This window comes from Methylobacterium sp. J-070 (assembly GCF_022829385.1).
Lineage (GTDB): Bacteria > Pseudomonadota > Alphaproteobacteria > Rhizobiales > Beijerinckiaceae > Methylobacterium.
The window spans coordinates 45,666-64,024 of sequence record NZ_JAKSXX010000045.1; the positions used below are offsets into that span (position 1 = coordinate 45,666).

Annotated in this window: 20 protein-coding genes; 7 read left to right on the forward strand and 13 right to left on the reverse strand. The window is 71.5% G+C overall.

Going from position 1 to position 18,359, the window contains the following annotated elements:
* Positions 1–199 precede the first annotated feature (199 nt).
* Positions 200–2,200, forward strand: a complete 2,001-nt coding sequence (locus MKL01_RS02285) for an autotransporter domain-containing protein (protein WP_243903614.1) — start codon at positions 200–202, stop codon at positions 2,198–2,200.
* Positions 2,201–2,395: 195 nt separating this feature from the next.
* Here the strand turns inward: MKL01_RS02285 and MKL01_RS02290 are convergent, their stop codons facing one another.
* The 12 genes from MKL01_RS02290 to MKL01_RS02345 all read right to left on the reverse strand — a co-directional run bounded on the left by MKL01_RS02290 (position 2,396) and on the right by MKL01_RS02345 (position 11,765).
* A complete protein-coding gene (locus tag MKL01_RS02290; protein ID WP_243903615.1) occupies positions 2,396–2,596 on the reverse strand; it encodes a hypothetical protein in 201 nt (66 codons plus the stop codon).
* Positions 2,597–2,827: 231 nt separating this feature from the next.
* On the reverse strand, positions 2,828–3,727 hold the full coding sequence (locus MKL01_RS02295) for an HpcH/HpaI aldolase/citrate lyase family protein (RefSeq protein ID WP_243903616.1): 900 nt from the start codon (positions 3,725–3,727) through the stop codon (positions 2,828–2,830).
* Positions 3,724–4,959, reverse strand: a complete 1,236-nt coding sequence (locus MKL01_RS02300) for a CoA transferase (protein ID WP_279604355.1) — start codon at positions 4,957–4,959, stop codon at positions 3,724–3,726. The genes MKL01_RS02295 and MKL01_RS02300 overlap by 4 nt, the downstream gene beginning before the upstream one ends.
* A 39-nt stretch (positions 4,960–4,998) precedes the next feature.
* Positions 4,999–6,282: a TRAP transporter large permease gene (locus MKL01_RS02305; RefSeq protein WP_243903618.1), complete on the reverse strand. Its 1,284-nt coding sequence runs from the start codon at positions 6,280–6,282 to the stop codon at positions 4,999–5,001.
* Positions 6,279–6,866 (reverse strand): TRAP transporter small permease, encoded by a 588-nt coding sequence (locus MKL01_RS02310; protein WP_243903619.1) that lies wholly within the window; start codon positions 6,864–6,866, stop codon positions 6,279–6,281. Before MKL01_RS02310 ends, MKL01_RS02305 begins: the two co-directional genes overlap by 4 nt.
* A 25-nt stretch (positions 6,867–6,891) precedes the next feature.
* Positions 6,892–7,905 carry a TRAP transporter substrate-binding protein gene (locus MKL01_RS02315; RefSeq protein WP_243903620.1) on the reverse strand — a complete coding sequence of 338 codons (1,014 nt, stop codon included), beginning with the start codon at positions 7,903–7,905 and terminating at the stop codon, positions 6,892–6,894.
* Positions 7,906–8,103: 198 nt separating this feature from the next.
* Entirely contained in the window at positions 8,104–8,856 is a 753-nt protein-coding gene (locus tag MKL01_RS02320; RefSeq protein WP_243903621.1) for a GntR family transcriptional regulator, read from the reverse strand.
* Entirely contained in the window at positions 8,853–9,242 is a 390-nt protein-coding gene (locus tag MKL01_RS02325) for a cupin domain-containing protein (protein WP_243903622.1), read from the reverse strand. The genes MKL01_RS02320 and MKL01_RS02325 overlap by 4 nt, the downstream gene beginning before the upstream one ends.
* 28 nt (positions 9,243–9,270) lie before the next feature.
* A complete protein-coding gene (locus MKL01_RS02330) occupies positions 9,271–9,672 on the reverse strand; it encodes a carboxymuconolactone decarboxylase family protein (protein ID WP_243903623.1) in 402 nt (133 codons plus the stop codon).
* Between the two features lie 39 nt (positions 9,673–9,711).
* The gene (locus tag MKL01_RS02335; RefSeq protein ID WP_243903624.1) at positions 9,712–10,584 is read right to left on the reverse strand and encodes an NAD(P)-dependent oxidoreductase; all 873 of its coding nucleotides are present in this window, start codon (positions 10,582–10,584) and stop codon (positions 9,712–9,714) included.
* A gap of 31 nt (positions 10,585–10,615) precedes the next feature.
* A complete protein-coding gene (locus tag MKL01_RS02340; RefSeq protein WP_243903625.1) occupies positions 10,616–10,942 on the reverse strand; it encodes an NIPSNAP family protein in 327 nt (108 codons plus the stop codon).
* A gap of 13 nt (positions 10,943–10,955) precedes the next feature.
* Positions 10,956–11,765: an N-acyl homoserine lactonase family protein gene (locus tag MKL01_RS02345; RefSeq protein WP_243903626.1), complete on the reverse strand. Its 810-nt coding sequence runs from the start codon at positions 11,763–11,765 to the stop codon at positions 10,956–10,958.
* A 273-nt stretch (positions 11,766–12,038) separates the two neighbouring features.
* On the opposite strand from MKL01_RS02345, the gene MKL01_RS02350 reads away from it, so the two are divergent.
* Together MKL01_RS02350 and MKL01_RS02355 are read left to right on the forward strand one after the other, a co-directional pair.
* The gene (locus tag MKL01_RS02350; protein ID WP_243903627.1) at positions 12,039–13,082 is read left to right on the forward strand and encodes a fumarylacetoacetate hydrolase family protein; all 1,044 of its coding nucleotides are present in this window, start codon (positions 12,039–12,041) and stop codon (positions 13,080–13,082) included.
* A 242-nt stretch (positions 13,083–13,324) separates the two neighbouring features.
* On the forward strand, positions 13,325–13,561 hold the full coding sequence (locus MKL01_RS02355; protein ID WP_243903628.1) for a hypothetical protein: 237 nt from the start codon (positions 13,325–13,327) through the stop codon (positions 13,559–13,561).
* Between the two features lie 13 nt (positions 13,562–13,574).
* Here the strand turns inward: MKL01_RS02355 and MKL01_RS02360 are convergent, their stop codons facing one another.
* Positions 13,575–13,997 (reverse strand): hypothetical protein, encoded by a 423-nt coding sequence (locus MKL01_RS02360; RefSeq protein ID WP_243903629.1) that lies wholly within the window; start codon positions 13,995–13,997, stop codon positions 13,575–13,577.
* Between the two features lie 360 nt (positions 13,998–14,357).
* Here MKL01_RS02360 and MKL01_RS02365 point away from each other — a divergent pair, with 360 nt between their 5' ends.
* The 4 genes from MKL01_RS02365 (at position 14,358) to MKL01_RS02380 (ending at position 18,320) form a co-directional block, all read left to right on the forward strand.
* Positions 14,358–14,594, forward strand: a complete 237-nt coding sequence (locus tag MKL01_RS02365; RefSeq protein ID WP_243903630.1) for a DUF4170 domain-containing protein — start codon at positions 14,358–14,360, stop codon at positions 14,592–14,594.
* 243 nt (positions 14,595–14,837) lie between these two features.
* The gene (locus MKL01_RS02370) at positions 14,838–15,782 is read left to right on the forward strand and encodes a ribose-phosphate pyrophosphokinase (RefSeq protein ID WP_243903631.1); all 945 of its coding nucleotides are present in this window, start codon (positions 14,838–14,840) and stop codon (positions 15,780–15,782) included.
* Positions 15,783–16,034: 252 nt separating this feature from the next.
* Positions 16,035–16,871: a hypothetical protein gene (locus tag MKL01_RS02375; RefSeq protein ID WP_243903632.1), complete on the forward strand. Its 837-nt coding sequence runs from the start codon at positions 16,035–16,037 to the stop codon at positions 16,869–16,871.
* Between the two features lie 108 nt (positions 16,872–16,979).
* The gene (locus MKL01_RS02380) at positions 16,980–18,320 is read left to right on the forward strand and encodes an MFS transporter (RefSeq protein ID WP_243903633.1); all 1,341 of its coding nucleotides are present in this window, start codon (positions 16,980–16,982) and stop codon (positions 18,318–18,320) included.
* Positions 18,321–18,359 lie beyond the last annotated feature (39 nt).

Genomic DNA, 18,359 nt, shown 5'->3' on the forward strand with positions numbered 1-18,359 from the left:
CGATTGGCGGATGTCATCGCGCGAATCCTTAACGTTTCGGCAATCCGTTGCCGCAATGCCACGCTTGGCTTTCAAAGCGCAGACCCGGTGCGGACGAGGTTTGTCAGCGCAGCAAAGCTAAGCAATATACGGCCGCTGATTGAAGTGATGGCGCCTTGGAATGTGCCGCGATCAGCTGTCTTCCTGGGGCGAGCTACTGATGAACAAGAGCGAGATCCGACCGGCGCCAGCACGGTCCGTGACACCCGCCCGCCGGTTGCGCTGGCTGTGCTGCGGCACCGCGATGGTGTCGGTGATGGCCGCCTCGGCGGCGCACGCCCAATGCGCGTCGCCCACCGCGTCCGGTGTCAGCCTCCTCGGAGGCGTCAACCCGACCCTGCCGATCTCGTCCGTGGGTTCGAGCGTCCAGTCGCTCGTCGGCGTCCTGACGACCCAGAACACCGCCTCGCTGACCCAGACCTCGGGCTTCATCGGCGCGCCGGCCAACCCGGCGGAGAACCTCAACGGCGGCGGCGTCTGGGTGCGCGGCCTCGGCGGCACCTTCGACACGCGCATCCCCGGAGCCTATTCGGCCAGTCCCAGCGTGTTCGGCGCGTCCGCCGCCGGCGCGTGCAACGTGCGCACCTTCCAGGACTTCTCGGGCTTTCAGACGGGCGCCGACGTCGCGCGCCTCAACGTCGACGGCTTCAACATCCACGGCGGTGTCACGGCGGGCTACACCGAGTCCACCGTCCGCTCGTCGGGCTTCCGGGCGGACTTCCAGACCCCCTTCGTGGGCCTCTACGGCGCGGTCACCAAGGGCAATTTCTTCGCGGACGGCCAGGTCCGCTGGGACTTCTTCCAGGGCCTGCTCAACGATCCGAGCAACACCCTGTACAATCAGCGCCTGGACGCGCGGAGCCTGAGCCTGACCGGAAACATCGGCTATCAGGTCCCGCTCAGCGACGGCTGGTTCGTGGAGCCGTCCGCGGGGGCCGTGTACTCGGAGGTCAAGGTCGATGCGCTGCAGACCGGCGGCACCCTGTTCATCGCCAGAAATCCGGGCCTCTCCTTCCCGACGAGCGTCAAGATCCAGGATTTCGACAGCATTCTCGCCCGCGGCAGCCTCCGGTTCGGCAAGAACATCGTCATGGACGGGGTCGTGCTGCAGCCGTTCGTGACGGCGAGCGTGATCAACGAGTTCGGCGCCCCGGTCCGCACCGACATCGCGACCGGCCTCGGCGCCGTCGGGAACGCCATCGGCCTGCCCGGCCTCGGCATCCTGGACTCGTCCGCACGGCTGAGGACCGGCCGCATCGGCACGTACGGCCAGTTCTCGGGGGGCATCGCCGGCCAGATCCTCAACACGGGCTGGCTCGGCTACGTCCGCGGCGATTACCGCACCGGCGACCGCGTCGACGGCTGGGGCGTGAGCGGCGGTCTCCGCTACCAGTTCACGCCGGAGACCGCCGCGCGCGCGCTGATCACCAAGGGCGACGCGCCGCCCCTCGTCCCGGTGCTGGACGGTCCCGTGAACTGGACGGGGTTCAGCATCGGGGGCTCGGTGGGCGGTCTCTGGAGCCAGACCCAGCAGAACGTCTCGACGTTCTTCATCGACGTGTTCGAACGCGCGGACCCGCATGTCGCGGGGGTGTATGCCGGCGGCCAGGTCGGGGCCGATTACCAGTTCGGCAGCATCGTCGTCGGCGTGGCCGGCGATGCCGGCTTCACGAACGCGGTGGGCGGGCGCGGCTGCTCGGCCGCCAGCGGCTACGGATTCAACTGCCAGTCGCGGATCGACGACCTCTACATGGCCACGGGCCGCGTCGGCTACGCCTTCGACCGGACGCTCGTCTACGCCAAGGGCGGCGCCGTCTTCGCCGACACGGCCGAGCGTCAGCAGAACAACTTCGCGAGCCAGCCCCTGATCCTCGGCATACCGCCGCTGCCGAATTCCAACGTGACGGCGTCCGAGACCGGCTGGACGGTGGGCGCGGGCTTCGAGTACGCGATCACCCGGAACTGGAGCGCCAAGGCCGAGTACCTGCATTACGAGCTCGACCGCAAGCGGTACGCCAATTTCGGCACCCTGGCCAACCAGGCGTTCGTGACGACGCAGAACATCGGCGACATCGTCCGGGTCGGCGTCAATTACCGCTTCGTCTTCGAGCCGACCCCCGTGGTCGCGGCGGTCTCTCAGCCGCTGATCACGAAGTACTGAGGGCGGGTCTGGGCCTCGTGCGGAGCGATCCGCGCGACGCCCGCCGTCGAGGCTGCGCGCACCGCCTCAGTCCGCGCCGGAACGGGTGCGGCCGGGTCGCCGCGGGAGCCGTCGCCGGCAGGGCATCCGGTCGGTCGAACTTGGGTGGGGGTTGGGCGGGGGGAGCGGGCCCGCGCGGCGATCCGGCGGCGGGGCCTACTGGACCCCGAGGATCAGGACGCTCGCCCGGCCGTCGGCGGCGGTGAGCGCGGTCGGGACGCGCACGGTGCGCACACCCTGCCCGGGATCGGTCCGGTAGGCGACCGGGCCCGCCGCGCCCACGCAGCCGCCGAGCGGCACCAGCGCCAGGGCGCTCGCCGCCAGGGCAATCAGGGCCGGAAGGGTCGATCTCGGCAATGTTCAGCCCTCTCGCGGCAATGTCGGCCGCCGTGCCAAGCTGGATTCGCACCATGGCGCAAATGCGACGATGCAGGAACACGGTTATCGAACCGTAAAATCGAGATTTCAGTCGACAGGACCCGTCCCGAAATCAGTCGTCGTCCGCTCTCGCTGCGCCGCGCGGGCGCCTGTCTGGGCCGGCGGCGGCATCCGGTGCGCCTGCGCGACCCCGCGACACGGCCGGGACCTCTACTCCGACGCCGGCCGGGCGTGGATCCTGGCCGCGCGCGCCAGGATCCGCCGCGCCTGGAGCGCCACCGGCCCGTCGATCATCTGTCCGTCGACCGCGACCGCGCCGGTCCCCGCGGCGACCGCCGCCTCGAAGGTCTCGACGATGCGGCGCGCGCGCAGGATCTCCGCCTCCGCGGGCGCGAGCGCCGCGTCCGCCAGGACGACCTGGCGCGGGTGGATGCAGAGGATGCCGGTGAAGCCGAAGGCGTTCGCCGCGCGGGCCAGCGCCTGGAAGGCGGCCGCGTCGTCGATGATCCCGACCGGGCCGGGCACGCCGAAGGCCGCGAGCCCGCGCCCCCGCGCCGCGATCGCCACCGCCTGGGCGGGCATCGCCAGGGCCTCGAAGGTCGCCTGCGCGCCGATGGCCGAGGCGTAATCCTCCGGGCCGAAGCCCAGGCCGACCAGGCGGGGCGTCGCGCCCGCGATGGCGTCGAGGGCACGCAGAGCCGCCGGGTGCTCGATCACCGGGATGAGCCCGATGCCGCGTTCGGGGAGGCCGGCGGCCCGCTCGGCGGCCGCCAGGGCCCCGTCGACGAACTGGCACAGGGCGGCGTCCTCCGCCTTCGGCAGGATGACGGCGTGCACGCCGGGCAGGGACGCGGCCCGGATGTCGTCCACGAGACGATCGGGATCGTTGTTGATCCGCACCACGGTGGTGAGCCCGTGCCCGGCGAGGGTCCGCACCGATCCGGCGAGCGCGTCCCGGGCGGCATCCTTGCGGGCCGGCGCGATGGCGTCCTCCAGGTCGAGGATGACCGCGCCGGCGCCGCGGGTATGGGCACCCGCCACCATGCGGCCGGCATCGGCCGGGATGAACAGGAACGTGCCGATCTCGGTCCAGAACCCGGTCCCCGTCACGTGACGTTCTCCTCGGCGAGCCGGCGCCGGGCCGCCGCGTCGTAGCCGACGCGCGCCAGGATCTCGGCGTTGTGCTGGCCGAGATCCGGCGCGGGCGTCCGGATGGCGCCCGGCGTCTCGGACAGGCGCGGCGAGACGCCGTGCATCGGCAGGGCGCCGATGTCGCGGTCCTCCATCTCGACCACGACCTCGCGCCCGATCACGTGGGGGTCGTGGACGATCTGCGCCGCGTCGTAGACCGGTCCGACGGTCACCTCGGCCGCCTCGAAGAAGCCGAGCGCCTCGGCCAGATCCATCGTGGCGATGAAGCCGCCCACCACCCGGTCGATCGCGTCGGCATGGTCCAGGCGGTCGGAATTGGTGCGGAACCGCGGATCGTCGATCATGTCGGGCCGGCCGATCGCCCGGAACAGCCGCGCGCACATGTCCTGCGTCGAGGCCGAGAGGGCGACCCAGGCGCCGTCCTTCGTGGGGTAGATGTTGCGCGGCGCCGAGATCGAGGTGCGGTTGCCGATGCGCGAGGGCGCCCGCCCGGTCACCCGGGCGATGGCGACGTCCGGGCCGAGGGTGGCGAAGAGCGGCTCGAGGAGCGAGACGTCGACCACCTGCCCCAGGCCCGTCTCGGCCGCGACCTTCAGGGCGACCATCACCGCGTAGGCGCCCTGGAGGCCCGCCACCATGTCGGCGAGCGCCATGTTGGGCATGATCGGCGGCTTGTCGGCGAAGCCCGTCTTGGCGGCGAAGCCCGACATCGCCTCGATCAGGCTGCCGAAGCCGGGCCGGTTCCGGTAGGGGCCGGTCTGGCCCCAGCCCGAGACGCGGACGTAGACGAGGCGCGGATTGACGCCGAGCAGGATCTCGGGACCGAGGCCGAGACGCTCCATCACCCCCGGGCGGAAGCTCTCGATCAGCACGTCGGCCTGCGCGGCGAGCCGGGTCAGGACCTCCCTGCCGGCCGCCGCCTTGTAGTCGAGGGTGAGGCTCTTCTTGTTGCGCGCGTAGACCTTCCAGTAGAGGGGCTGGCCGCCGTCCTTCCAGTCCCGCAGGGTGTCGCCGCGCCCGGGCCGCTCGACCTTCACCACCTCGGCGCCGAAATCGGCGAGCATCAGGCTCAGCATGTTGCCGGCGACCAGGCGCGACAGGTCGATGACCGTGAGCGCCTGCAGCGGCGGCCGGGCGGCGGTGTCGTAGGGGCGCGGCGCGGCGGCCGGCTGCGGGTCAGGACGGGACAGGACGCATCTCCGGTTCGGCGGGGCGCGGGCGCCCGGGGCTCACATCGCCCCGAGCGCCCGGGGGAGCCACAGGGACAGGGCGGGCCAGTAGGTGACGAGGACCAGGAAGGCCAGCATCGTCAGGAGCCAGGGCATCACCGCGACGGTCAGCTCGGAGATGCCCATATGGGCGATGCCGCTCGCCACGTAGAGGTTGAGCCCCACCGGCGGGTGGCAGAGGCCGACCTCCATGTTGACCGCCATGATGATCCCGAAATGGATCGGGTCGATCCCGAGCTTGACGGCGATCGGGAACAGGATCGGCGCCATGATCAGCAGGATCGAGGACGGCTCCATCACGTTGCCGGCGATCAGCAGGATGATGTTGACCACGAGCAGGAACACCAGCGGGCTGAAGTTCATCGCGATCAGCCAGGCCGCCATCGTCTGCGGGATGTTCTCCGAGGTCATCAGGAAGGAGAACAGCACCGCGTTGGTGATGATGTAGAGCAGCATCGCGCTCATGTTGGCCGAGGCGAGCAGCACGCGCGGCACGTCCGAGAGCTTCAGGTCGCGGTAGACGAACACCGCGATCACGAAGGCGTAGACCGCCGCCGTCGCCGCCGCCTCGGTGGGCGTGAACACGCCGGCATAGATGCCGCCGATCACCATCACGACCAGGAACAGGCCCCAGACGCTCTCCCGGAACGCCCGCAGGCGCTCGCCCCAGGAGGCCCGCGGCATGCGCGGGTAGCCGCGGCGTTTGGCGATCACGAAGGTCACCGTGCCGAGCATGAACGACAGCACGAGGCCGGGCATCACGCCCGCCAGGAACAGGTTGCCGATCGAGGAATTCGTCGACACCCCGTAGAGCACCAGGATGATCGAGGGCGGGACCAGGATGCCGAGCGCCCCCGAGGTGGTGATGATCCCGGCGCCGAAGCGCTTCGGGTAGCCCTCGGCCACCATGGCGGGCAGGATGATCGAGCCGATGGCCACGACGGTCGCCACGCTCGATCCCGACACGGCCGCGAACAGCGCGCAGGCGACGACGCCCGCAAGCCCCAGGCCGCCGGGCCAGTGGCCGACCAGCGAGGTGGTGAAGGCGATCATCCGCCGCGCGACGCCGCCCTGGGCCAGGAAGTTGCCGGCGAGGATGAAGAACGGGATCGCCATGATCGAGAAGTTCTCGATCCCGGTGAACAGCTTCAGCGCCACGCTCTCGATCGGCACCTGGGTCAGGGTGAACAGGAAGGTCAGCACCGTCAGGCCCAGCGCGATCGAGATCGGCATGCCGGTGAGCATGAGGGCGATGAGGAGCCCGAAGATGATCAGGCCGCTCATGCCGGGCCCCCGTCCCGGCCGAGCTGGATCGGGTCGACGCCCTCGACCGTCGCGACCCCGTCGACATGGGCGTGGTCGCGGGCCGGCAGGTGCCCGGTCCGGAGGAAGGTCCACGCCACCTGCAGGAAGCGGAAGCACATCAGGTAGGAGCCCAGCGGGATCGCCAGGTAGACGATCCAGACCGGGATCTCCATGTCGGGGGTGGTCTGGTCGGTGTGGCCGATGCGCCAGACGAAGCTCGCGCCCAGCGACCCGACGATGCCGGTGAACAGGGCGCCGGCCGCGAGGCTGACGAGGATCATGGTGCGGCGCGCGCCGGGCGGCAGGCGGTTGACCAGCACGTCGACGCCGACATGGATGCCGGTGCGCACCCCGTAGGCGGCGCCGAACTTGGCGACCCAGATGAACATGTAGATGCACAGTTCCTGCGACCAGCCGAAATCGATCCGGTCGGTGTAGTCCTGCAGGGCGGGGATCCCGGAGAGGAACCGGTGCACCACCGTGGCGAAGGTGATGATCGTCGCCGCCGCCATCAGCGTGCCGATCAACACCTCCTCGAGCCGGTCGAGGATCTTCAGCAGCATGGTCGGGCGGCCCGGCGCGGCGGGATCAGTTGTTCGGCGCGCCGTCCGCCTCCTTGTTGAGGGCGGCGATCAGGTCCTTGCCGACGCGGGAGGCCATCTCGCGCTGGACCGGCGCGAGCGCCTTGCGCCACGCCGCGCTCTCGGCCTCGGTCGGCGTGTAGACCTCGGTCTTGCCGGTGGCGCGGATGTCGGCGAGCGCCGCCTCGTTCTGCTTGTCGGCGATCTCGTGCTCGTAGGCGGTCGCCTCCTGGATGGCGCCCTCGAGGGTGGTGCGGATGTCGGCGGGCAGGCCGTCCCAGAAGCCCTTGTTCACGATCACCGCGTAGCCGACGTAGCCGTGATAGGTCAGCGTGGCGTGCTTCTGGACCTCGTTGATCTTCTGCGTGGTGACGTTCGAGGGCGGGTTCTCCTGCCCGTCGACCACGCCGGTCTGGAGCGCCTGGTACAGCTCCGAGAAGGCCAGCACCTGGGGCAGCGCGCCGAGCTGCTTGAACTGGGCCTCCAGCACCTTCGACGACTGGATGCGGAACTTCAGGCCCTTCACGTCCTCCGGCGCGTGCATCGGCTTGTTCGACGTGAGGATCTTGAAGCCGTTGTCCCAGTAGCCGAGGCCCTTGATGCCCTTGGATTCCAGCTTCTTGAACAGCCCCTGCCCGATCGGCCCGTCCTGGACGCGCCGCAGCACCTGCTCGTTGGGGAAGATGTAGGGGAGGTCGAACGCCTCGAACTCCTTGACGCCGAGGGGGCCGAACTTGCTCGTCGACGGCGCCAGCATCTGCACGGCGCCGAGCTGGAGCATCTCCACCTCCTCCTTGTCCTTGTAGAGCGTGCTGTTCGGGTAGATCTCGACCTTCACCGCGCCCTTCGTGCGCGCCTCGGCGAGCTGCTTGAAGCGCTCGGCGCCCTGCCCCTTGGGCGTGTCCGTCGTGACGACGTGGCTGAACTTGATGACGATCGGCGCCTGGGCGGCGGCCGGTCCGGCGAGGGGCGCCACCAGGGCGAGCGCGCAGGCGAGCGTGCCGAGGAACGGGGCTTTCATGGCATCCTCCCAGGTCGATCCTGCGTCTGCGCGCGAATCGTATTTTGAATGAAATTACAGGTCGCCGCCGGAGCGGCAAGCGCCAAAGCACGCCGCCGCCTGACGGATCGGGCCATTCCTGTGGTCCGGCGGCGACCGGCCGCGACGGCGGATCGGCCGGCGGATCCCGGCGGACCCGCCGGGGCGCGGGCTCCCGGCTCAGCCGGCATGGCTGCCGCGGCGGATCGGGGGCGTCCCCGGCGCGTCGGGCGGCGATCGCGCGTCGCGCCGCGCCAGCTGCTCCAGGGCGACCGCGCAGGCGTTCCGGACATGGGTGCTCGCCGCGGCCTGCGCCGCCTCGGCGTCGCGCCGTCGAAAGGCCTCCGCCAGGGCGTCGATCTCCGCCAGGCTGTGCGGGAGGCGCTCCGGGTGCATCAGCGAGGTCGCGCGCAAGAGCGTGATCCGCGCGTAGAAGCCGCGGAGGATCTCGGACACGAGGTCGTTCCCGCAATGGCCCAGCAGGATGTCGTACAGGGCGGTCTTGGCGCGCAGGACCCGGTCGGTGCTGCCGCTCCCAGCCGCCTCGCGCAGGTGCGCGGCCGCCCGCCCGAAGGCGCCGACGGCCGCGTCCGACGCCTGCGTGGCGAAGGCCTGCGCCGCATAGCCTTCCAGAACCGCCCGCAGGGCGTAGAGCTGGCGCGCCTCGTCCACGGAGATCGCCGCGACCACGGGCCCCCTGTGGGGCCGGGTGTGGACGAGCTTCTCGGCCTCGAGGCGGCGCATCGCCTCCCGGACGGAGGCGCGGCTGACGCCGAGATCCGCGCACAGCGCGCGCTCGATCAGGCGTTCGCCGGGCGCGTACACGCCCGCCGTGATCGCCGCGCGGACGGCGTCCTCCACCTTGCGGCGGAGCGTGTCCGGCCGGAGCGCACCGATCCGGTGCGCCGCGGGCTCGGGACCGCGGCCTGTCACGCGGTGGCGCCTGCGTAGTCCGCCTCGACCACCGCGTCCTGCCAGTCGGTCTTGCCCAGCGAGATCGCCGTGTGCAGGAGGTAGCTGTCGGCCGCAGCCCCGTGCCAGTGCCGCTCGTCGGCGGGGATCCAGACGGTGTCCCCCGCCCGCAGCGGCTCCGCCTTCCGGCCCGCGACGCAGATCCAGCCCTTGCCGGCGGTCACCTGCAGGATCTGCCCCTGCCCGTGGCTGTGCCAGTGGGTCCGCGCCCCGGGGGTGAAGAAGACGTTGTTGATCATGACGCCCCCCGTGGCAGGCATCACCGGGTCGGCCCAGACCTGGCCGGTGAAGGTCGGCCCGCGGCTCTCCGACGTCGCGCCGCTCTCCCGGCCGTGAAAGATCTGCATCGCATCCTCCTCGTGTTCCCAAGCCTGCTCAGCCGCCCCCGGCGTGCTCCCGGTCCCAGTCGCCGATCGCCGCGGAGGCGGTGCGGAAGGCCGCCAGCGCCGCCGGCGCGCCGCAATAGACCAGCGCCTGCAGCAGCACCGCCTGGATCTCCTCCCGCGTGACGCCGTTGGTCAGCGCGCCTTTGACGTGGACGGCGAGTTCGTGGTGCTGGTTCAGCGCCGTCAGCATGGCGATGTTGAGCATGCTGCGGGTCTTGAACGGCAGCGTCGCGTCGCCCCAGACCTCGCCCCAGCAATAGGCCGTCACCAGCCGCTGGACCGGCCGGTTGAACGCGTCGGCGCCGGCCCAGGATGTCTCCACGTGGGCCGCGCCGAGGACCGCCTTCCGGTTCTCGAAGCCCTTGGTGAACAGGTCGCTCTCGTCAGCCATGGGTGGTCTCCGGAAGGGGGAACGCGCGGGGTCGCGGGATCAGGGCTCCTTCGCCAAGAGGCGGTACATCTCGGTGTGGTCGGCCGCCGGCGGGGCCCCGCGCGCCACGGCGTGCCACGTCGCGATGCAGTGCCGGCCGAAGCCGAGGGGGTAGCCCACCGACTCCGCCAGGGCGCCGGCGATGCCGAGGTCCTTGTCCATCAGCCGCAGCGAGAAGCCCGACGCGAAGGTCCCGCTGAGCATGAACGGCTTGACCTTGTTCTCGGAGGTGTTGCTCCGCCCGGACGAGGCGTTGAGCACGTCCGTCATGGCCTCCGGGGCGATGCCGAAGCGCTCGGCCACGTGCAGGGCCTCGACGGTGGCCAGCAACCCGGCGGCGGAGACGAAGTTGTTCAGCGCCTTGGCGGCGTGTCCGGCGCCCGCCGGGCCGATATGCAGGACCGACGTGCCCATCGCGGCCAGCACCGGCCGCCAGCGCGCGAGGAGCGCCGCCTCGCCGCCCACGAGGATCGCCAGCGACCCGTCCACCGCCCGCCGCACGCCGCCCGAGACCGGCGCGTCGAGGTAGCCGAGGCCCTTCCCGGCGAGGTGCGCCCCCAGCGCCCGGGACCGGACCGGCTCCGACGAACTCATGTCGATCACCGTCGCCCCGGCGGGCAGGGCGTCGATCCAGCTCTGATCCACCAGCACCGCCTCGACGGTGGCGGAGTCGGGGAGCATCGTGATCAGCAGGTCCAGCTCCGCCGCCGTCGCGCGGGTGAGGTCGCCGGCGCCCAGTTCCGCACGGAGGGCGCCGGCGCGGTCCGCATCGGCGTCCAGCAGCCGGAGGGCGTGGCCCGCCCCGGCGAGGCGCCGGCACATGGGCGCCCCCATCATGCCGAGGCCGATGAAGCCGATCGTCCGCTGGGTCATGGCATTGTCGTCCCCTCGATCGGGCACCGCGTCAGCGCAGCGCGGAGAAGTCCGTGGGCGCCAGGAAGGTGTTCTCGATCCGGGCGACGATCGGCCGGTCCTTCTCGGTCTCGGCCCGGCGGGCGATCCATTCGGGATCGGCCTGGAAGGCGTTCCAGCGCGCCTCGCGCTGGGCCATGTCGTCCCATTTCAGCAGGTAGGTGAGCGCGTGGTTGTCGGGACCCACCAGGGTCGTCCAGAAGCCGACCTGCTCGATCCCGTACTTGGCGAAGAAGTCGAGCGTCGTCGTGCGGAAGCGGTCGAGCAGGGCCGGAAGCCGCGTCGGGGCGCAGTAGTAGACACGCATCTCGACGATCATGGGACGTCTCTCCTCAGTAGGCCGGTGGCCGGGTCGGGGGCAGGTCGACCCGCGCGATCCAGCCGGCGGTGTCGTCGCCGGCCGGCGGGTAGATCGCGAGGACCTGCGGGTCGTGTCCGGGGATGATGTGGCTCTCCGAGTCGGCGAGCCGCCGGACGGTCCGGTAGCCCTCGAACAGGGCGCCGAGATCGTAGACGACCGGGTAGGCGAGGCCGCGGCCGATATTGGCGAAGAAGTGCGTGGCGTCGGAGGCCAGCACGACCCAGCCGCGCGCGGTGCGGACCCGCAGCACCTGCAGGCCGTCCGAGTGACCGCCCAGGTGATGCAGGGTGATGCCGGGGAACAGCGTGTCGGTCGCCTCCCGGAAGCAGACCCGGTCGGCGAACAGGCGGTCCACCATCGCCTTGACGTCCTCGGCCGCGAAGGTCTGGCGGATCTGCGCGTGGCACATGCAGCGGCCGGTGCAGAAGGCCATCTCGCGCTCCTGGACGTGGAAGCGCGCCCTCGGGAACAGGTCGTGGTTGCCGGCGTGGTCGTAGTGCAGGTGCGTCAGGACGACGTCCTCGACCCGGTCCGGATCGACGCCGATCCGGGCGAGCCCCTCCTCCACCGGATGGACGATCGTCCGGCCGCGCTTGGCCGCCATCGCGCGGTCGAAGCCGGTATCGACCACCACCGTGCGTCCGCCGCCGCGGATCACCCAGACGAAGTAGTCGATCGGCATCGGCCCGTCGTGGATGTCGCCGCCGATGAAGTTCTCCCGCGCCGTGCGGTCGTGATGCGCGTACTTGATCGCGTGGATCTCGTAGGCCGTCGCATCCATGCGGGCGCTTCCCCCTCGGGCGGCCGATGCGTCGGCTCTGGCTGGCGGCAGCGCGCGTGCGCCGCAGCCCTCAGACTGCGGATCGTCGGACAATCTGTCAATCCGGGTCGACGGGACCGTCGCCGGGCGCGGGGCCGGATGTCCGAGACCGGGTCCCCGGGGCCGTGGGGCTGCACCCCCGTTCGCGCAGGGCGTTTGCATTTTGAATGCATGTATTCGAAGCTCCCCGGGCGCACCGCCCCGGCGAGCGGCGGGCGCTGAGGAGGACGAGCCATGAGCACCCGGCGTGATTTCCTGCACCTCACCGCGGCCATGACCGGAGCCATGACGGCGGCCGGTGCGCTGGCGAGGCCGGCCGCCGCGCTGACGCCCGCCTCCGGTCCGGGCCGCCCGATCCCGCCCGCGGGCGGCGACGCGCTGCGCCTCGTCACCTTCCTGCCCGATGCCGGGAGCACCCCCCGCCTCGGCGCCGTGCGCGCGGACGGGCGTGTCGTCGACCTGTCCCGCGCCGCCCTGCCGGGCTTCGATCCGGCCCGGATGGTGTCGCTCATCGAGGCCGGTCCCGCGGCGCTCGACGCCGTCCGCGGCGCCGCGGCCTCGGGCGACGGCCCCCCGGTGGAGACCGTGCGGCTCCTCGCGCCGATCCCGGCGCCGACGCGCAACATCTACGCGGTCGGGTGGAACTACCTGGAGCACTTCGCGGAGGGGCAGGCCGTCCGGGGCACCAACATGGAATACCCGGCCCATCCGGTGTTCTTCACCAAGGGCGTCAACACGGTGAACGGGCCCTACGACCCGATCCCGTTCGATCCGGAGGTCTCGACCGCGATCGACTGGGAGGTGGAACTCGCCGTGATCATCGGCACGGGCGGCCGCAACATCCCGGAAGCCGACGCGATGCGCCACGTCTTCGGCTACAGCGTCATCAACGACACCACCGCCCGCGACATGCAGATCAAGCTCCACGGGGGGCAGTGGTTCAAGGGCAAGAGCCTGGACGGTTACGGTCCGATCGGCCCGTGGATCGTGCCGGCGGCCGACCTCGATCCCGCCGACCTGCACCTGATCACCCGCGTCAACGGCGTGGTGAAGCAGGATGCCTCGACGCGGCAGATGTACTTCAAGGTGGCCCGCATCATCGCCGAGCTCTCGCACGGTCTCACCCTCGTGCCGGGCGACATCATCGCCACCGGCACGCCGCCCGGCATCGGCAACGCGCGCAAGCCGCCGGAATTCCTCAAGCCCGGCGACGTGATGGAGACCGAGATCGTCGGGCTCGGCACCCTGCGCAACGTGATCCAGGCCGTGCCCGCTTGAGCGTCGCCGCCGGCGCGGCGGATATCCGGCGGCCGATCGCCGGATTGTCCGAACCGATTGACCAGTCCTCGGCGGTAACGGGGCGACAACCTTCGGAAGATTGACACTCCTGGACCTCGGGAACAGTGGGCGCCCCGGCTCGTTTCCAGCGATCGACCGTCCTGCGCTGGTGCCCCCGTGAAGAACCGCTCCGCCGCCGTCTCCCGCCCGCCGGCCGCGGGCGGCCCGCGTTGAGGCCGGCCATGCTGGACCGACTCGCCACCCTGCTCCCGGCGGCCGCCCGCGAGGCGCTGCGGACCCTGTCGGCGCGCCGGCCGTCGCGTCAGGCGGAGGCCGGACCCGCCATCCTGCCGGCCCTCGACACCCGGCCGGCCCCGATGCCGCCGCTGAAACCGCCGGCCGCCACGAACGACAATCCCCTCCAGACCGTCCACGAGGCCGTGGAGCGGGATCTGCGCGCCAGCGGCTACCTGAGCTGAGGCGTTCGGGCCGTCAGCGTCCGGGCGGCCCCGGGCGGCCGGACGCCCCGGCCTCGATCCAGTGGCAGACCGTGGTGCCGCGGATGCCGGCGCAGTCGTAGCTCTGGCCGGCCAGGGAGACCCGGTCGACGATGCCGGTGATCTCCGCGCGGGACAGCGGGGCGCAGCCGAGATGATCCGCCTTCGGGTCGGCCAGCTGGGCGGCCGCCTCCTGGACGCCGCCGCGCATCAGCATCCGGTAGTTCGCCAGGGAGGGGCAGCCGATCACCGGCGGCCCGCCCCGCCGGTCCGCAACGCCCTTGTCGGAAGCGCCCTTGTCCGCGGCGCCCCTGTCGGGGACGGGCCGGCCGGGCGCCCGGCCCGGCTGCTGGCCCAGCGCCGGGGCGGCGCAGAGGCCGAGCGCCAGGGCTGCGATGCGGAGAAGCCTGCCTGTCATGCGCCGCTCGCGTGGGTGCTCTCCCCCGAACCGGGGGCCGGTCCGGCGCAGGAGAGCGGGTCGAAACACAGACTGCGCGCCGATCTCGACGGCAACGCGCCCGGGACCGGCTCCCGCGCGGCGTCCCGGCGATCGGAACCGGGGCGATGCGCGCGGTTTTGATGGGCATCGCCCGGATCGGATGGGCCGGCGGCCACCGTTCGTGACGCGACAGTAGCACGAAGCCGCCCGGGTTTCGCCGTGCCGCGGGGCCGCGGGGGTGCGCCGTCCGCGCGGGTCGACGGGGCGGGCTGCGGAAGTTCAGGCTTGACCGAAGGCTCTCCATTTGCGAGCGCCGCCGGTGAGCGCGGAGGAGTGGCCATGGCGACAGCGATCGATAGCGACCAGAAGCTGCATCTGGTCTTCGGCGGTGAATTGCAGGACCTCGACGGCGTCCGCTTCCGGGACATCAAGAACCTCGACATCGTCGGCATCTTCCCGGACTACGCCACCGCGCAGGCCGCCTGGCGGGCCAAGGCGCAGGCCACCGTCGACAGCGCGCAGACCCGATACTTCGTGGTGCACCTGCACCGGCTGCTGGAGCCGCAGGTCCCGTAGAGCACCGCGCAAAACGCCCGCCGCGGGGGTCCTCCCCCTGCCCGCCACGGGGCTGCGGGCGGCGCGGGAGAGGCTCTGGCGCGGGACTCGCCTGTGCGGGGCATCCGTAAGGACTGCGTGAAGGCATTGTGACACTTCATGCCCGCTGCTAAGAGCCTCGCCCGTCATCGGATTGTTCCGGCCCATCCAGGGACCGGTCATCGGAGCGCGGCGGGCAGCCCGGCCGCGAGTGAGCGGCCGCCCATGAAATCCTCGATCAAGATCGTCGCCGGGAATGCCAGCCGGCCCTTGGCCGAGGCGATCGCCGCCTATCTCGAACTGCCGCTGGCCAAGTGCATGGTCCGGCGCTTCGCCGACATGGAGATCTTCGTCGAGCTCCAGGAGAACGTGCGCGGCGAGGACGTGTTCATCGTCCAGTCGACCTCGTTCCCGGCGAACGACCACCTGATGGAACTGCTGATCATGATCGACGCCGCGCGCCGGTCCTCGGCCCGGCGCATCACGGCGGTGATCCCGTATTTCGGCTACGCCCGGCAGGACCGGCGCACCTCCGGCCGCACCCCGATCTCCGCCAAGCTGGTGGCCAACCTGATCACCCGGGCCGGGGCCGACCGCGTCCTCACCCTCGACCTCCATGCCGGGCAGATCCAGGGCTTCTTCGACATCCCCACCGACAACCTGTTCGCCGCCCCCGTGATGGTGCGCGACATCAAGGAGCGGCTGCCGAACGCCGACCGGATGGTGGTCTCGCCGGATGTCGGCGGCGTGGTGCGGGCGCGGGCCATCGCCAAGCGGATCGACTGCTCGCTGGCCATCGTCGACAAGCGCCGGGAGCGCCCGGGCGAGTCCGAGGTGATGAACATCATCGGCGAGGTCGAGGGCCGCTCCTGCATCCTGGTCGACGACATCGTCGATTCGGGCGGCACCCTGGTCAACGCCGCCGAGGCCCTGCTCAATGCCGGCGCCAAGGACGTCTCGGCCTACATCACCCACGGGGTGCTCTCCGGCGGCGCGGTCTCGCGGATCGCCGCCTCGCGGATGAAGGAGCTGGTAATCACCGACTCGATCCAGCCGACCCAGGCGGTCAAGCTCGCCCGCAACATCCGGGTGGCGACCATCGCGCCGCTGCTCGGCGAGGCGATCGGGCGCACCGCGACGGAATCCAGCGTCTCCAGCCTGTTCGACTGAGCGCGGCCCGCCAACGGTCCACGATCGTGATCCGGCCGGAAACTTAGCCGCATTACCGTTCGCGCCCGGCGGCCCTATCATGCTCAGCCGGCAACCTCATCGGTCTGGGAGCGTACACTGGGTCGGGCGCGCATCATCGGCATCCACGGGCTCGCCAACAAGCCGCCGCGCGACGAGAAGGCCGCCTGGTGGGGCGCCGCGATCCGCGAGGGGCTCGTCCGCAATCGCGGGCTGCAGCTGGCGGAGGCCGACGTGGCCTTCACGTTCGTCTACTGGGCGGACCTCCGCTACCCGCAGCCGCTCTCGGGCGACAGCAATCGCGAGCCCTACCGCCCCGATCACGGCCTCGGCCCGTTCCCCTCCCCGGCGGCTCGCCCCGAGAGCGCCGAGCCGACGCTCACCGATCGGATCTACCGCGGCCTCTCCTACCTGGAGGAGGCCGCCGGACTGACCCCGGTCGACGACCTGATCCTGGAATACCGCCTCGACGATCTCTGGGGCTACCACGCGGACGCGGCGTTCCGGGCGGCGGCCCGGGAGCGCCTGCGTGTCGCCCTGGCCGAGGCCGCGGACGACCCCGTGCTGATCGCCGCGCACTCGATGGGCGGCCTGATCGCCTACGACGTCCTGCGCGCCGCCGAGACGGACGGCACGCCCCTGCCCCGCTGCGCCCTGGTCACCCTCGGCTCGCCCCTCGCCCTCGCCGAGCTCAAGATGAAGCTCGTCGCCGAGCACGGCGACCTCCGGGTGCCGGCCGCGCTCGCCGCCTGGACCAACCTGATGGACCGCCAGGACATCGCCACCGTGGGCGACGACCTCGCGACGCTCTACGCGCCGAACGCCGCCGGCGTGCCGGTCCGGGACGTGCCGGTGATCAACGCCTACCGGAGGCCGGACGGCACCGAGAACCGGCACAAATCCTACGGTTACCTGCGGACGCCGGAATTCTCCCGGGTGGCCGCCGACTTTCTGGCCGCCGAGGGCGTCGTCCCGAACGGCGGCCGCCGGCTTTCGGACCTGGAGGCTGCCCCATCGGGGAGCGCGCGCATCGCCCGGGATCCGGGATCCGGGCCGATGCGCGAGCTCTGACGGGCGGGGTTTACGGCGCCCGTCCGGGCTGACGGTGTGGTACGGTTTCCGGTCGAAGAGCACGGACACGGCCGGTCTCCGCCGGGCCGCAACGAGAGGGAGGACGGCATGCAGGCGAGCGAGGCCCTGCCGCGCGAGGATGCGGGCGCGCCGTGGTACGCGGCTCTGACGCCGCGGCACTGGCGGATCCTCTGGGGCAGCTATCTCGGCTGGATCTTCGACGGCTACGAGGCGGTGGCGCTCGTCTACGCCCTGCGTCCGGCGCTGAACACCATCCTCACCCCCGAGCAGGCCCAGACCCCCGCCTTCTACGTGGGCGCGGCCATCGGCATCACGCTGCTCGGCTGGGGGCTCGGCGGGCTGCTGGGCGGGATCGCGGCCGACTACATCGGCCGCAAGCGCATGATGATGCTCTCGATCCTGGGCTACGCGATCTTCACCGGGCTGACCGCGTTCGCCGGGAGCTTCACGCAGCTCGCGCTCCTGCGCTTCATCACCGGGCTCGCCATCGGCTCGGAATGGTCCACCGGCATCGCGCTGGTGGCCGAGACCTGGCCGAACCGGGCGCGGCCGAAGGGCTGCGGCTTCCTGCAATCGGGCTTCGGCGGCGGCGCGGTGCTGGCCGCCATCGTCTGGGCGGTGCTGGCCGCCACCAACCCGATGGGCGACCAGTCCTGGCGCATCATGTTCGCGCTCGGCGCGCTCCCGGCCTTCGTCTGCCTGTACCTGCGGCGGGCGCTCGAGGAATCCGAGCAGTGGATGCAGGCGCTGAAGGAGCAGCGCTGGGCGGCGACCGCGGAGGGCGCCCCGCGGAGCGCGCAGCGCCCGTTCACCCTGGCGGAGATCTTCCGGGAGCCGGAGAGCCGCCGGCGGGTGCTGCTCGCCACCGCGATGTCCTTCGCCACCACGGTGGGCTGGTGGGCGGTGTCGTCCTGGCTGCCGGCCTACACGGAGGGGCTGGCCAAGGCCGCGGGCGAGCCGGCCAACCTCTGGGGGCCGCGCATGGGCATCATCTACAACGTCGGGGCGATCACCGCCTACGTGATCTCCGGCTTCCTGGCCGACGCGATCGGCCGGCGCGCCTTCCTGCTCGTCACCTATGCCGGCTGCATCGCGACCTCCCTCGCCTGCTATCTCTGGACCGGCGGCTTGGGGCCGTTCATGGGCCTCGCCTTCCTCAACGGGTTCTTCACCCTGGGCTTCGCCTTCTCGTGGATGGCGATCTATCTCGTGGAGCTGTTCACCCCGGCGGTCCGGGCGACGGCGGCGAGCTTCGTGTTCAACGGCGCGCGGCTGATCGCCTGGATCTTCCCGATCATCGCCGGGCAGATCGTGACCTCCTTCGGGGGCGTGGCGGCGGCGGCGCTGACGATGTCGAGCGTCTACGTGATCGGGCTCGTGGTCCCGTGGTTCATGCCGGAGACGACGGGGAAGCCCCTGCCGGAGTAGGGCCGGTCCCCGCCCGTCTCCGGGGCATCGTCCCGGGTC

Coding starts and splice junctions, on each gene's coding strand:
- MKL01_RS02310 (WP_243903619.1), bottom strand. CDS start 6,866: ATGCTGCTGAAGATCCTCGACCGGCTCGAGGAGGTGTTGATCGGCACG.
- MKL01_RS02305 (WP_243903618.1), bottom strand. CDS start 6,282: ATGAGCGGCCTGATCATCTTCGGGCTCCTCATCGCCCTCATGCTCACC.
- MKL01_RS02370 (WP_243903631.1), top strand. CDS start 14,838: ATGAAATCCTCGATCAAGATCGTCGCCGGGAATGCCAGCCGGCCCTTG.
- MKL01_RS02335 (WP_243903624.1), bottom strand. CDS start 10,584: ATGACCCAGCGGACGATCGGCTTCATCGGCCTCGGCATGATGGGGGCG.
- MKL01_RS02355 (WP_243903628.1), top strand. CDS start 13,325: ATGCTGGACCGACTCGCCACCCTGCTCCCGGCGGCCGCCCGCGAGGCG.
- MKL01_RS02285 (WP_243903614.1), top strand. CDS start 200: ATGAACAAGAGCGAGATCCGACCGGCGCCAGCACGGTCCGTGACACCC.
- MKL01_RS02315 (WP_243903620.1), bottom strand. CDS start 7,905: ATGAAAGCCCCGTTCCTCGGCACGCTCGCCTGCGCGCTCGCCCTGGTG.
- MKL01_RS02325 (WP_243903622.1), bottom strand. CDS start 9,242: ATGCAGATCTTTCACGGCCGGGAGAGCGGCGCGACGTCGGAGAGCCGC.
- MKL01_RS02380 (WP_243903633.1), top strand. CDS start 16,980: ATGCAGGCGAGCGAGGCCCTGCCGCGCGAGGATGCGGGCGCGCCGTGG.
- MKL01_RS02330 (WP_243903623.1), bottom strand. CDS start 9,672: ATGGCTGACGAGAGCGACCTGTTCACCAAGGGCTTCGAGAACCGGAAG.
- MKL01_RS02360 (WP_243903629.1), bottom strand. CDS start 13,997: ATGACAGGCAGGCTTCTCCGCATCGCAGCCCTGGCGCTCGGCCTCTGC.
- MKL01_RS02340 (WP_243903625.1), bottom strand. CDS start 10,942: ATGATCGTCGAGATGCGTGTCTACTACTGCGCCCCGACGCGGCTTCCG.
- MKL01_RS02365 (WP_243903630.1), top strand. CDS start 14,358: ATGGCGACAGCGATCGATAGCGACCAGAAGCTGCATCTGGTCTTCGGC.
- MKL01_RS02345 (WP_243903626.1), bottom strand. CDS start 11,765: ATGGATGCGACGGCCTACGAGATCCACGCGATCAAGTACGCGCATCAC.
- MKL01_RS02350 (WP_243903627.1), top strand. CDS start 12,039: ATGAGCACCCGGCGTGATTTCCTGCACCTCACCGCGGCCATGACCGGA.